13 protein-coding genes are annotated in these 12,821 nt (G+C 34.8%); 2 read left to right on the top strand and 11 right to left on the bottom strand.

The window, feature by feature from the left end; translation table 11 throughout:
• Positions 1-30 precede the first annotated feature (30 nt).
• The 3 genes from ACSVDA_RS02110 to ACSVDA_RS02100 all read right to left on the bottom strand — a co-directional run bounded on the left by ACSVDA_RS02110 (position 31) and on the right by ACSVDA_RS02100 (position 2,093).
• Positions 31-327 (bottom strand): hypothetical protein, encoded by a 297-nt coding sequence (locus tag ACSVDA_RS02110; protein ID WP_485880447.1) that lies wholly within the window; start codon positions 325-327, stop codon positions 31-33.
• A 602-nt stretch (positions 328-929) separates the two neighbouring features.
• Positions 930-1,829, bottom strand: coding sequence for an MBL fold metallo-hydrolase (locus tag ACSVDA_RS02105; RefSeq protein WP_485880445.1), 900 nt, complete (start codon positions 1,827-1,829; stop codon positions 930-932).
• 21 nt (positions 1,830-1,850) lie between these two features.
• Positions 1,851-2,093 (bottom strand): hypothetical protein, encoded by a 243-nt coding sequence (locus ACSVDA_RS02100; RefSeq protein WP_485880443.1) that lies wholly within the window; start codon positions 2,091-2,093, stop codon positions 1,851-1,853.
• Positions 2,094-2,568: 475 nt separating this feature from the next.
• Here ACSVDA_RS02100 and ACSVDA_RS02095 point away from each other — a divergent pair, with 475 nt between their 5' ends.
• Positions 2,569-4,839: a UvrD-helicase domain-containing protein gene (locus ACSVDA_RS02095; protein ID WP_485880441.1), complete on the top strand. Its 2,271-nt coding sequence runs from the start codon at positions 2,569-2,571 to the stop codon at positions 4,837-4,839.
• Positions 4,840-5,340: 501 nt separating this feature from the next.
• Here ACSVDA_RS02095 and ACSVDA_RS02090 read toward each other — a convergent pair.
• Positions 5,341-6,117 (bottom strand): hypothetical protein, encoded by a 777-nt coding sequence (locus tag ACSVDA_RS02090; protein ID WP_485880439.1) that lies wholly within the window; start codon positions 6,115-6,117, stop codon positions 5,341-5,343.
• Between the two features lie 620 nt (positions 6,118-6,737).
• The gene (gene spoVIF, locus ACSVDA_RS02085; protein WP_214483339.1) at positions 6,738-6,992 is read right to left on the bottom strand and encodes a sporulation-specific transcription regulator SpoVIF; all 255 of its coding nucleotides are present in this window, start codon (positions 6,990-6,992) and stop codon (positions 6,738-6,740) included.
• A gap of 134 nt (positions 6,993-7,126) precedes the next feature.
• Here spoVIF and ACSVDA_RS02080 point away from each other — a divergent pair, with 134 nt between their 5' ends.
• Complete coding sequence (locus ACSVDA_RS02080) at positions 7,127-7,813, top strand: Crp/Fnr family transcriptional regulator (protein WP_485880437.1); 687 nt, start codon at positions 7,127-7,129, stop codon at positions 7,811-7,813.
• A gap of 429 nt (positions 7,814-8,242) precedes the next feature.
• On the opposite strand, the gene ACSVDA_RS02075 is transcribed toward ACSVDA_RS02080, so the two are convergent.
• The 6 genes from ACSVDA_RS02075 to ACSVDA_RS02050 form a co-directional block, all read right to left on the bottom strand.
• A complete protein-coding gene (locus ACSVDA_RS02075) occupies positions 8,243-8,377 on the bottom strand; it encodes a YjcZ family sporulation protein (protein ID WP_485880435.1) in 135 nt (44 codons plus the stop codon).
• A 269-nt stretch (positions 8,378-8,646) separates the two neighbouring features.
• Entirely contained in the window at positions 8,647-8,877 is a 231-nt protein-coding gene (locus ACSVDA_RS02070; protein WP_485880433.1) for a hypothetical protein, read from the bottom strand.
• 91 nt (positions 8,878-8,968) lie between these two features.
• A complete protein-coding gene (locus ACSVDA_RS02065; RefSeq protein ID WP_485880431.1) occupies positions 8,969-10,396 on the bottom strand; it encodes a dihydrolipoyl dehydrogenase family protein in 1,428 nt (475 codons plus the stop codon).
• A gap of 13 nt (positions 10,397-10,409) precedes the next feature.
• Positions 10,410-10,991 (bottom strand): CDP-alcohol phosphatidyltransferase family protein, encoded by a 582-nt coding sequence (locus tag ACSVDA_RS02060; RefSeq protein ID WP_485880429.1) that lies wholly within the window; start codon positions 10,989-10,991, stop codon positions 10,410-10,412.
• A 31-nt stretch (positions 10,992-11,022) separates the two neighbouring features.
• The gene (locus ACSVDA_RS02055; protein ID WP_485880427.1) at positions 11,023-11,673 is read right to left on the bottom strand and encodes a TVP38/TMEM64 family protein; all 651 of its coding nucleotides are present in this window, start codon (positions 11,671-11,673) and stop codon (positions 11,023-11,025) included.
• Between the two features lie 159 nt (positions 11,674-11,832).
• A complete protein-coding gene (locus tag ACSVDA_RS02050; RefSeq protein WP_485880425.1) occupies positions 11,833-12,807 on the bottom strand; it encodes an ABC transporter ATP-binding protein in 975 nt (324 codons plus the stop codon).
• Positions 12,808-12,821 lie beyond the last annotated feature (14 nt).

Below are 12,821 nucleotides of genomic sequence, written 5' to 3'. Positions count from 1 at the left end.
ATTAGGCTTTTTAAAACAAGTACTTTCTGTTCACTTTTGACTATCTATACTCAACTGACTTTCCGCTTCATTTACACCGTTTTTCGACTTCAAAACAGCTAAAAACATCAACATCAAACTTACTACTCCACTCCAACCTAATATACCTAAGCCATGATCAAATGATTTCTTTCCAAAAAAGAGTATATCTTTGAAGGACTCGACGATAAATCGGAAAGGTACCCATGAGTACAACCAATTTATAGTCACTACTGGTAGAAGTTCAGGCGCCACTGACAGAATAGGTAAGGAAAAAAAGAACAAGAGAATAAGAATTGGAACTGTCATATAGCCAACCCAATATAATAGTGCGTTTTGAATCAAGAAAAAGCAAAGTCCTATGGATAGGAGTAATATGAACATCTCTCCACGATTTGGAATATTTACGCCTAATAATATACAATTGATAAGGTAGTTGGGGTTTGAGTTAATTTCTGACTAAAAAGGAGACCTGTCAATCATTCACACAATTTCCCATCATCATCACATATTTTTCTCATCTTTTTAATGTATCTTATTTGTTATGAACGGTATTTAAGACACACCTCTCTCTTAGAGTCCAACAGTTATTGGACTTTTTTTGTAGTCAAAAGATCGTTTTTTACTTGTTGCTGTTTTTCTAAGGTTGTTTTCGCATTGATTGTTACTTTTCGTATTAGAAATAAAACGTATAAACTCGTGGCGTTATTTCTCATTTATAACAAAGTTAATTGTATAAATTTCAAAAAGAGCCTAGTAAAAAAAGCAACTCAAATTTATCACATCATAAAAAAATATTAGCTGCATTAATACATAGCAGCTAATAACAAATAGATTGGAAATTTCAACAAAAAACAAATGACGAAGCACATATTAGCATTCTGGATGTATTAAACTAATACAAACATTCGCTAGCTTTTCCAGTTAAATGATAGCGCAAAGTCTTTTATAGATAACTCTACTAGGTCATCCTTTACTAGCTTAGTAGCGTACGCTGTTATCGCTGTACGATACAGCATCCACGATGATACGAATGGCAAAGAAACCTCCCAGGCCTCACATGCATCTCTAACTAATTCTTCATGACTAACACCGGCTTCTTTCCACTTGAAATAGTCACTCATCCAATCTAATATTTGATGGTGGTATACGATATTGCCTCTAATAGTCCGTTGATAAGCAGTTTCAAATTCGCCGTGTCCAGGTACTGCCCCGTAACAATCGATTGCCAAACACTTCTCTAATGTATTTATTGTATGTTGGCAATCTACAATATAAGGAATTTTATGTTTTTGAAGCTGCTCTAAACTAAAATAAGCATCACCACAATATAAAATTTCATTGATTTTAATACCCATTTGATTTTCACTATGCCCTGGAAATGAGATACATTCAAACATAAAAGCGCCTATTTCATGGTTACCTTCATTTAGTACTTGGTCAATTCTAATAGCTTCACCTTCCAAGAACTTATTTCTCATTTCTGGTAATGGATGGTTTCCTTGAAATAAATATATTGGCTCCAAAATAGGATACCGTAAAATCGCCTCCTCAAGTGGAGGAGCCATCGTAAATACATCTTTTGTTTTTTGTAAATACGCAGCACCTCCAAAGTGGTCGGCATGTGCATGTGTAATAAATAAGTGAGTAAGTGGTAACTGTTCTTTATCAAGCTCTTTAATTACTTTTTTTATTGTACTCTTATCGAGACCTGCGTCAATTAACAACCCTTGGTCACCCGCTTTAACATAACCAATATTGACTGCAGCATGAAAATAATAACAATCGTGTTGAATGTTGCATAACTTCATTTAGTAGTACGCCTCCAATACTTAGACTAATTCATTTATATATTTCCCTTTACCAGTAATTTCGTAATATAGTTTATCTTCATTTTCTTTCACTTCGTATTTTCTTTTTTGAAGTATCGAAATTGGAAATGATTGTTCTTGTAGCCGTGCATCTATTGTAGACTTATAAACTGGATTAAATTTCATCATATCTTGCTTGAACGGAATGGTGCGAAGTGCGTATAAACTGTATTGCTCATGATTAATAGGTGCAATTAAAGTCATAGCTATCACCTTCCTTTATATATAAACATTCGATAAGATGCAAGTTTTTTCCTGTAATAACTCATAATATTCCAAAACTTCTCACTTAAACACTAATCAATTGATTGTTGTTTTTCGCACTAAGAATATAAATACATATGCTTCAAATGTTCATGCATCTTTTCTGCTACAAAGCGTGCAAGAGTATAAAACTACTTCTCACGATTGTTTACAAATGTAACAAAGTTTTCTTCGAAAAGAGACACTAATTAAAGCATCCCACACCTGTTTACTACGAATGCTAAATCTATATAATTATGCTCCTAGTTTTACAAAGTTTTAGGTCCAAAACACTTAACTTAATATGTGGAAAATCATAGAAATAGTTTGTGCAAACCAGAAGTATCAACAAATTCTACAATTCAACTTTTCCTCCATTCATCATTTTGTTATGATAGAAAGGTTAAAAATATACAAGCCATTAGGAGGGTCCTTCATGGACTGTGCAATACATCATGATCGCCTTATTGAACTAGATTCTGAGCATAGAGAAAATCTCCAGCGCCTCTATGAAAACAGTCTTCGAGGAGAAATTACTTGTAAAGATTGCGGGGCAGAAGTCCGATTATATCTAGGTATGTCAAAACAACCACATTTTTATCACAAAACGACACCCTGTCAAAACACCATGGCGTTATCAGTTCAGCAATCAAAAGAAATCGAAGCTGATAACACTATTAATTATGTTGAACAAAATGGATTTCGAATACCAAAATCACGTACTATTTCATCAACCGTCTTGGAAAAGCAAATGATATGGCAGCCTGCAAAAACCGTAAAAACAACCCAAACATTTAAAAATGATACAACAAAAGAGTACGTTAAATACGCAACCAACATTCAGCTAGATTCATTACAATGGGATGCGGTAAAGCATACAGAAGGTCCACTTCTTATTCTTGCTGGTGCTGGGAGTGGAAAGACTCGTGTTTTAACTACAAGAACACTCTATATGATTAAAGATAAAAAAGTAGATCCAGCTAGTATGATACTCGTTACATTTACAACTAAAGCGGCAAAAGAAATGAAACAACGTCTACTTTCTTACGGGATATCATCATCAACGATCAGTCGCATGGTAATAGGAACTTTCCATAGTATTTTTTACAAAATACTTCTACACCACACCCCTGAGCAATGGCAAAGCGACAAACTTATTAAATGGGAATGGCAAAGAGAACAGCTTGTTAAACAAGCAGGAATGGAAATCAATTTAGATGAAAAGCAGTTTGCTTACGACGAAGCCCTTCAAAAAATTAGTTATTGGAAAAACACATTGTTGGAACCGATGGATATAAAACCGGCAGACGAATGGGAAGAAAAGCTAGCATTTTTATATTTACGCTACGAACAATTGAAACAAGAAAAATCTTTATTCGACTTTGACGATATGCTTGTTGGTTGCTTACGGTTTTTCAAAAATAATGATCAACTGCTAAAAAAGTATCAGCAACGCTTCCACTATTTTTTAATTGATGAATTTCAAGATATTAATAAAGTCCAGTACAAGATCATTCAATTGCTCTCAAATCATACGAAAAACCTTTGTGTAGTTGGTGATGATGATCAATCTATTTATGCCTTTCGAGGAAGTGATCCATCGTTTATTTTACATTTCTCTACAGATTATCCTAACTGTAAAACAGTTATCTTAGCAGAAAACTATCGTTCTACACATCATATAGTCCAAAGTGCAAATAAGGTTATATCAGAGAATAGTATTCGTCATCAAAAAAATATGCTATCTCAAATTAATAACCAACATGTTCCAACTGTTTTTTATCCTTATGATGAAGAAGAGGAAGCTACAATGATTGTCACTGATTTAAAAGAAAAAATCGCAAATGGTGCAGAGCCAAATGACTTTGCGATCTTTTATCGAACACACTCCGCTTCTAGAGCTTTATTTGAGAGGTTGACACAGTCTAGCTTACCTTTCACTATTGAACAGGATAGTGAATCTTTTTACCAAAGGAGAACTGTTAAAAGCTTAGTCGCACATTTACGCTTAAGTTTAGACCCAAATAATAGCAACGCTATTTGGGATATCTTAACAGCACAGTTTTTAAAGCAATCAATCTATCAAGATTTGAAAGCAATTACTATATTAGAAGATTGTTCATTTGTAGATGGCCTAGCATTTCTTCAAAATGTCCAACCTTTTCAAAAAAGAAAGTTACAAAAAATAGTACCTTTGTTTAAAACTTTAGCTAATCTACAACCAATCAAAGCTATAGAAAAAATCGAACAAGAGATGGGCTTTGCTGAATTTGTTAAAAAAAGAGGGAATGAAGGAAATGCCATTGAAAGAGGGTCAGATGATGTTCGCGACTTAAAGGTTGTTGCAAAGAAATTTGAAAATCTTACCCAATTCGTTGAGCACATTGATCACATGATTGCAATGAATAAAGAAATGAAGGAGCTTAGTAAGCGGTATAGCAACTCAATCACTTTATCAACAATCCATCGAGCGAAGGGGCTAGAGTATAAAAACGTATACGTGTTAGGAGCTGTGGACGGTAGCCTTCCACACGATTATGCATTAGAATCGTTTCGAAATGGAGATATTCGTATCCTTGAGGAAGAGCGACGCTTATTGTATGTTGCCATGACACGTGCGCAAGACTCTTTATACTTGTCTATACCTCATATGCGACGTGGTAAAAAAGCTAAGCGGTCACGTTTCTTAGCTTCAATAATAAAATAGTAAGCTTTTTGAACTCTTTTTGTACTTTTATATAATGACTACCGGTGAACAAGACTTTAGACGGTTTTCATGGTCTATATAAAATAACAAGCTACGAATCTTAGTACGAAAAATAATTACCAGTGTGAATACAACCAGACATATTGAGCAAATACCGATACTTCTTAGCAGCTTAATCGTCTACTGAACGCATTATAGCTATTTAATAAAGCATTTTTTTTCTTGACACTTAGGAGATAGTCTTTGGAGCTGTAAAATTTGATCGTCATCTTAGTGCTTATAATTTTGAAAACAATCAAGAAAGAGCTAGTGATGCAGTTATCCTAGCTCTTCATTCTTTATACATACACTTGATTACCTTCGTCTTGTAGTCCTCTTAGTTTCCCACCTTATATATACATGTTTATTAATATTACTAAGCTAGATATACACAATTAGACGAAGGTAGATTTATTTCTCACTCTTTGACATTAATGTGTCCCAAACTATGTGAGCACTGGGTTAATAAAAGAATGGGAAACCAAAGCGTCTTATTCCAAAGAAAGGAAATCCAAAACGACCAAATCTACGGAATCTACGTGGATAGCCACCAAAACCACCAAAACCGTATCCAAATCCACCATTAGGGTCGTTAACAAATTGTTGTTGCTCTTCTCTGTTCGCAACTTCCCCCATTGGAACTAACATCACTACTGAATCTCCTTGCGTACCTACAATTATTCCGTCATAATGGCGTCCATCTTTCATTTCCACACAGACAAAGTGGTGCTTATACTTTCTACAGAAGTCCTTCATTTCTTCGGGACTGTGAGCTGGCATTACTTTCTCGTGTGCTGGCATGACATTTTCTTGCATTGGCATCACATTTTCTTGTGCTGGCATAACGTTTTCTTGCATTGGCATCACATTTTCTTGTGCTGGCATGACATTCTCGTACATCGGCATCACATTTTCTTGTGCTGGCATGACGTTCTCGTACATCGGCATCACATTTTCTTGTGCTGGCATGACGTTCTCGTACATCGGCATCACATTTTCTTGTGCTGGCATGACGTTCTCGTACATCGGCATTACATTTTCATGAGCTGGCATGACATTCTCATACATCGGCATTACATTTTCATGCGCTGGCATGACGTTCTCATACATCGGCATTACATTTTCATGCGCTGGCATCATGTTACCGTTCCAAGGCATCATATTCCCATGCCAAGGCATGACATTTCCATGCATTGGATTGTGCATCTGATTATGCATATGTGGATAATAATGATTCAACAGTTCATACCTCCCTTATATTTTTCTATGCTATTTTATTCAAATATCGGGATGTTGACACAGGTTTTCACAATTTCATGTAGAGAAATACACAAGGAATAAATTCTACACCTGCATATGTGAGGTTATACAAATAGACTCTAGCTTGATAGAATAACTAAATAAAGGCTTTTTATACTTGACTAGGAAATAAGTATACATAGAAGGATACTAATATAATCTTTTTTTATACGATACGCTTACAAACATAACGCACTACTTCGTGTTGTAATGGAGTAAAAAAACATCAATGATACTAAAATAAAAATATACTCATACGTGCTCAGTAGCAAATGAAAATTATGTGTGCCAAAAATTTTCGTCATCACTAAATTATAATTATTAATAAGCGCTAAAGTTCATACTATAAGTTGGGAAAGGATGTAGCAACTTTAACGAAAACTTATATGCGATTAAAGTAAAAATCCGTTACCTCCCTCTGACTTCACCCTCCTTAAAGAAAAAAACTTCCAACTGGAAGAGTTTAATTATAGATGAGGATCTATTTCATTGTTACAGCTTGAAATCAGGTGGAGCTTGTTCTCCACCTGATACGTAAAGTTAGTTTATCTTGAAGGAAGTCACTTTTTGTTTAACATATTTGCAATCGTTCCAAAATCAATCTTTTTCCCATCATTAATAATAGAACTGACGATTTTGTCCTCAAGTTCTTTTGGAACGTCACGTCTAGCTAACTCAGCTACTCTTTTCACAATTTGCCTAACTTGTTTTTCGTCTTGGAAGTTTGCATGTTGTACTGAATTGGCTAGTTCGAAAACATCCTTCATTTTGACTCCTGTTTTCTTCTCAATATTTTTAAATAAATTATTATCCATCCCTAAGCCTCCTAACGTGATATATCATATGACTTGATATGCACAGGTGTGACCGTCACTATAAATGTTCTGTTCGTATCATCAAAATTTTTGTATACTATAAAATATACTTTCAAAGGAAAGTGGGACTCACAATGGATAAATTATTGTTCTTATCTCAAATTAGTTTGTTAGAAGAATTATCGAATGAAGAGTTGCAAGTAATTGATGAATTAAGTTCGATGAAGCCAGTCAAAAAAGGAACAATTATTATAGATCCTAATCTTCCGATAAAAGCTTTGTTTTTTTTAAAAAAAGGGCAAGTTCGCCTTTATCGTATGAATGCACAAGGAAAAGAGTTTACATTAGATATTTTAACTGATGGAAATATTTTCGGAGAAACATCTACCCTCTCTCTTATAGACGATCAAGTATATGCACAAGCAATGACTGACACATATTTATGTGTGATGGGGAAATCAGAATTTGAATCATTTATCGAGAAAAATCCGAAAATTGCCTTAAAATTTATTTCAATACTCTCTGCTCGGTTAAAAGATATTTACGAGATGAGTGAAAAAATAGCACTTGGCGATGTAAAATATCGTGTCTTATATTTATTACTGAAACTTAGTGAAAAATCCGGCAAAAGAAAAAATGAGTGGCAAACAATTGAAATGAAGCTTACGCACCAGGATATTGCTACAATGGTTGGATCAACCCGTGAGACGACAAGCACAATCATAAGCCAGCTTAAAAAAGAAGGGTTTCTTAAGAAAGGAATACGCTCATTAGCAATTCATGTCGACAATGTAAATAAACACATTCATAGTCAGCACTAAAGAGTACTAATATTATTTTTTTAGAATTTGTTGCTACTGTAACTAGATTAGAAAACAACATAGTTGTATTCGTGTTTTCTTCTTCATCCTTTAATCGAAAAACAGCTAATTAAAATTTTGGTACATTTTTGTATTTACTTATATTTGGGTTTCTGATGATATAATTTTTTTAGTCTGTAGAAAAGAAGCCCGGAAACCTAGTTGTACACGCGATTATTTTTTAGAATGAAAACAACATTCCATACGAAAACAGCAATTTGTTTTCTAGCAAGAGGAAGAGCAAAATAAGTTTCCAAAATAATAATAGACGGATGAGATTTTTAATCTCATCCGTTTTTACGCTTCCTATAAAGCTACGTCTTACATGTAGCCTAAAGAGGAGTAGCTTCTAATGAACTTACATGTCATTCATGTGTACCAACCTTCAAACTAATACATAAATACGGTCGCACCTATGATTATTAATAGGATAAACAATATTACGAGTAATACAAACGATGACCCACCGTATGGTCCACCATATCCATAACCAGGATATCCATAACAACCAGATCCGCAATACATACCCTTTTAACACCTCCCTGTATATCATCACTATTACTGTATGATGACTAGTCAAATAACGATATGGATAAACGCGGAGATGTCTAGGAATTTTATAGGTTAATGTAAAGGAGGGGGAATATTAAAAGAGGCTTTAATTAGGCTGTTTACACTTTTATGATGTTTTTACACTGAGACATTACAATTAATAAATTCAGAAGAAGCCTCAATTAGCTGTTCTAATGTAGTGAAAATAGATACTAAATATACGAGAAAGAGATATAGCCTTTTTAAAACTTTCTATCTATGTCATTTTGCTTCTGTTCAAAGTACCTTTCTCCCTTTTCCATCATATTCTCAAATTTTCTCCAAAAAGAATCACTTGTATTGTCAAGTTTACCTAAATCTGAATCAAGCTCCCTTGCCCACTGATCAACTTTAGGAGGTGGTTTTTCGTTTGTTTCAGCTTCTCCTGTTATATCTGATAGAAATTTTCCTAACTCCTTCCAAAAATCTGGCACATTCATCACTCATTTCCTATATAGTTACCATAATATATTCGTGATGAATGCAGGTTGTTCAACAAATCATAGTTGTACGTATTCATGAATACTATCGAAACCATTTTATATATTTTTCTGTAATTTTCGGTAACGAGCTATTAAACAGCTTTTCACGCCAATACAAATCAGTTGTTCGCTGTACTGCTGCAGCATGGTTTGGATAAGGGTGTATGACTTGAGAAACTGAGCCAATTTTTTGATTATATTGCTTAGCGTACACGATTTCTTGCATCCAATCTCCTGCACCTACACCTACTGCATGAGCACCGATTATTTTACCTTTGTTATTTGCAATAATTTTAACCATGCCATTTGTATTATGGTCACTTACGAATCTGTCTACATCAGCTAGAGGTTGAGAGAATACTGAAATATCCCCATATGTTTCTTTTGCTTCCCTCTCAGTTAACCCTAGATGAAAAACCTCTGGATCAGTATAAGTTACCCATGGGACGTTATCATAATTGACCTTTTTTGAAATTCCTAACACAGCATTTTGTACGATTAACTTACCTTCCATACCGGCTACATGTGTAAATGGAAACCTTCCATTCACATCCCCAACCGCAAATATATGTTTAATATTTGTACGTAAATAATCGTCTACGACAACAGTCCCGCGTTGATCAACTTGTACACCTGCAGCTGATAAATTAAGCTTTGCTGTATTTGGAATTCTTCCAGAGGCAATGAGAATTTGGTCAACTTGTAATTGTACCTGACTATCGTCCTTTTTTATAGAAACGGATATATGTCCAGACTGTTTACTAACCTCTTCTACTGATGCATTTGTATAAATCGTCATTTCATCTTCAAGATGTTTTTGAACATACGGAACGATTTCTTCATCTTCTTTTGATAACAGTATCTCACTTCGCTCAACTACAGTAACCTTGCTACCAAAGCGAGCCAAAGATTGTGCAAGCTCTAAACCAATAGGGCCTCCACCAATGACTAATAATCGACCAGGAGCTTCCTTCAAAGAAAAAATTGTTTCATTCGTTATATAATCAATATCATTCATTCCTTTGATTGGTGGAATAAATGGCCTTGATCCAGTAGATATGATAATTCTCTTCCCGTACACGACTTCTCCTGTACTAATTTCGATTTCGTGAGAAGATCGAAAGCTTCCGATACCGATATATACGTCTACTCCCATACTCCGAAATCTATCGGCATCATCATGTTTTGCTATCGTATTAATTGCTACTTTTACTCTAGTCATTGCTGCGTCTAGCGATGGTTTTCCTTGTAATTGAAGTCCAAATTGATCTGTTTGCGTTTTTGCATGATGAACGATCTTAGCTGACTCTATTAGTGCTTTCGATGGAACACAGCCGTAATGCAAGCAATCTCCACCGGGTTGTTCTTCCTTTTCAATCAACGCTACTTTTGCTCCTAATGAACTAGCACCCGCTGCAACTGTTAGTCCACCTGCACCGCCACCAATAACTACTAGGTCGTATTTTTTCACTGCTCTTCCCACCTTATGATAAAATTCTTTTTGCTTCTAATAATCGCTGAGCTGTTGTAAAAATTTCAACCACTAGAAAAAGTAATGTCAACCATACAAGCACATTCGTAAATATCATCATTGCTGAAAAAAGTAAAAACCCTTCTGTTCGCTCTGCTAAGCCAGGTTGGTAATAAAAAGATTTAATACCTGCTTTCTCCGTAACTGCACCGACTGTTAAAAAAACTGTCATTGCAACAATGATTGACACACTTAATAATAAAAGGCTCCACATCGCATCTGGGTAACGAAGTGCCAAACCTAAAATAACACTAATCTCTACAATGCGATCGAATGTTACATCTAGGACTGTACCAAATGGCGATGGTTTTGTTAATCGTGCCATTGTGCCATCAACTGCATCTAAAAAACCAGAAATCCATAAAGCGATCAGTGCTAATACGGTATAATCGAAATAAATGAAAACACCAGTTGTTATACCAATTACAAACGAAATCACTGTTGTTTGATTTGCAGTCAAACCTATTTTCAACAAACCTTTTGCCGATCTTTGAAAGATAGGTTGTACGTACTTCCTCGCATGTGTATCAAGCATGATTACACCTCCATTCATTAATTGAATTTGATTACTTCGTTAAACCTAACCTTTTTTTAAGTTTCTTACTTGTAAAAATCGGAATAATTAATGCGAGTAGAAATACGATCACTGCAATAATAACAATTTTCATATCTCCATGAGCAAAGCTTGAGCCTAAAAAGTTATAAGCAAATGTTCCGGGAATAATACCAATAAACGTTGCTAAGACAAAGTCTTTAAACCGAACCTTTGAAATACCTGAGATATAACTAATCATGTCGAAATTAAATATTGGCAACAAGCGTAACAATAAGACATATATAAATCCTTGTTTTTCAATTTGAGTTTGAATAGATTTCGCCTTTCCAGTCCATTCTTTATTACTAATATTCTTTCCTAGCTTACGGGCAACCCAAAATGATAAAGCGGCACCACATGTTGCCCCTACTACTGTATAAATGGTGCCATTAACAGCCCCAAAAGCCAATCCAGCAGCTAACGAAAGAATAGAAGCTGGAAAAAGGATAAGTGGACGTACAGTATATAAAATGACATAAATAACTGGCGCAAACAGGCCAAATGATAATATCCATTCTCTTATTAACGTCGGAGTAATATTTAAATATTTGTTATTAATCCATATTAAAGTAATAAGAACAGCTATTAATAATATGATTTTTACAATCGTTTGCTTTTTCATTTGCTCCCTCCGTTCATTTCGTTTTTTAAAGAAAGCTTTGTCTGTAAACTTTGTTGCTATAGTTCCTAAGAAAAGATACTCCGAAACCTAGTTGTGTTCGTGTTTATTTCTTAGTACGAAAGCAACATTCTATACGAAAACAGCATAAAAAATATACTTCTAAGCAAGGAATGTGTGTACGTTACTTCGATTAGTCACTAGCTTTACTTTTTCTCCTATTTTCACACGACTATTTGAAGGAATTATTACACTTTTATTTATTTTATCTACTTCTATTTGATCAAAAAGTTGACCATGTTTGATAAATCTATTAATCACCATTCCACTAAAAGCTAGCTTGTGATGATCAATTTGATTATTGCTCGGAAGTAGTTCCAATTCTTGGATAGGTATAAACTTGTTATGATCTGTGATAAGACCATCACTGAAAAATCTAGCTACTTCCACGTTTACAGGATGAGTGTAAACATCTAGTGGAGCACCTAATTGCTGGATTTTATTTTCCATAACAATCGCCACCCGATTACCAATTGTCATCGCTTCTTCTTTATCATGTGTAACAAAAATTGTCGTAATATTTTCTTTCTGCAATAAAGAAACTACCCACTCTCTAATAGATGAACGCAGTTCAGGATCTAAGCTACTAAATGGTTCATCTAATAATAGCAGCTTCGGTTTAGTCATTAGTGCCCGTCCTAATGCTACACGCTGTTGTTGGCCACCTGACAATTCATAAGGATATTTCTTTTCATAATCCATTAATTCAATTTTTTCTAGAAGTTGTCTCGCATGATACATACGGCTTTTTCTTTGTTTATACAGCTTTTTTGCACCGTACATGATGTTATCAAGTACTGTTAAATGTGGGAAAAGTAGCGCTTGCTGAAACATCATTACAATAGGTCTATCTTCCGCTTTGGCATGAGTTACATTTATACCATCTACCCATATTTCTCCTTTAGATACTTGCTCTAATCCCGCAATACTACGGAGTATCGTTGTTTTCCCTGAACCAGATGGCCCAACTAAACTAAGTATCTCCCCTTGATCAAGTTGAAAATTAATATCATCAATAACTGAAGTATTACCATACTGCATTGACACGTTTATGCAAGATACAAATGATTCATCCATTTCATAGCACCTCT

Source organism: Cytobacillus sp. Hm23 (assembly GCF_051842895.1).
Classification (GTDB): domain Bacteria; phylum Bacillota; class Bacilli; order Bacillales; family SM2101; genus Nanhaiella.
The sequence above is the reverse complement of the archived record's forward strand: the minus strand, read 5'-3'. Positions and strand labels throughout refer to the sequence as shown.

Bases quoted from the DNA above. Each gene is read 5' to 3' on its own strand.
- ACSVDA_RS02110 (WP_485880447.1), bottom strand. From the start codon at position 327: ATGACAGTTCCAATTCTTATTCTCTTGTTCTTTTTTTCCTTACCTATT.
- ACSVDA_RS02105 (WP_485880445.1), bottom strand. From the start codon at position 1,829: ATGAAGTTATGCAACATTCAACACGATTGTTATTATTTTCATGCTGCA.
- ACSVDA_RS02100 (WP_485880443.1), bottom strand. From the start codon at position 2,093: ATGACTTTAATTGCACCTATTAATCATGAGCAATACAGTTTATACGCA.
- ACSVDA_RS02095 (WP_485880441.1), top strand. From the start codon at position 2,569: ATGGACTGTGCAATACATCATGATCGCCTTATTGAACTAGATTCTGAG.
- spoVIF (WP_214483339.1), bottom strand. From the start codon at position 6,992: ATGGATAATAATTTATTTAAAAATATTGAGAAGAAAACAGGAGTCAAA.
- ACSVDA_RS02080 (WP_485880437.1), top strand. From the start codon at position 7,127: ATGGATAAATTATTGTTCTTATCTCAAATTAGTTTGTTAGAAGAATTA.
- ACSVDA_RS02075 (WP_485880435.1), bottom strand. From the start codon at position 8,377: ATGTATTGCGGATCTGGTTGTTATGGATATCCTGGTTATGGATATGGT.
- ACSVDA_RS02060 (WP_485880429.1), bottom strand. From the start codon at position 10,991: ATGCTTGATACACATGCGAGGAAGTACGTACAACCTATCTTTCAAAGA.
- ACSVDA_RS02055 (WP_485880427.1), bottom strand. From the start codon at position 11,673: ATGAAAAAGCAAACGATTGTAAAAATCATATTATTAATAGCTGTTCTT.
- ACSVDA_RS02050 (WP_485880425.1), bottom strand. From the start codon at position 12,807: ATGGATGAATCATTTGTATCTTGCATAAACGTGTCAATGCAGTATGGT.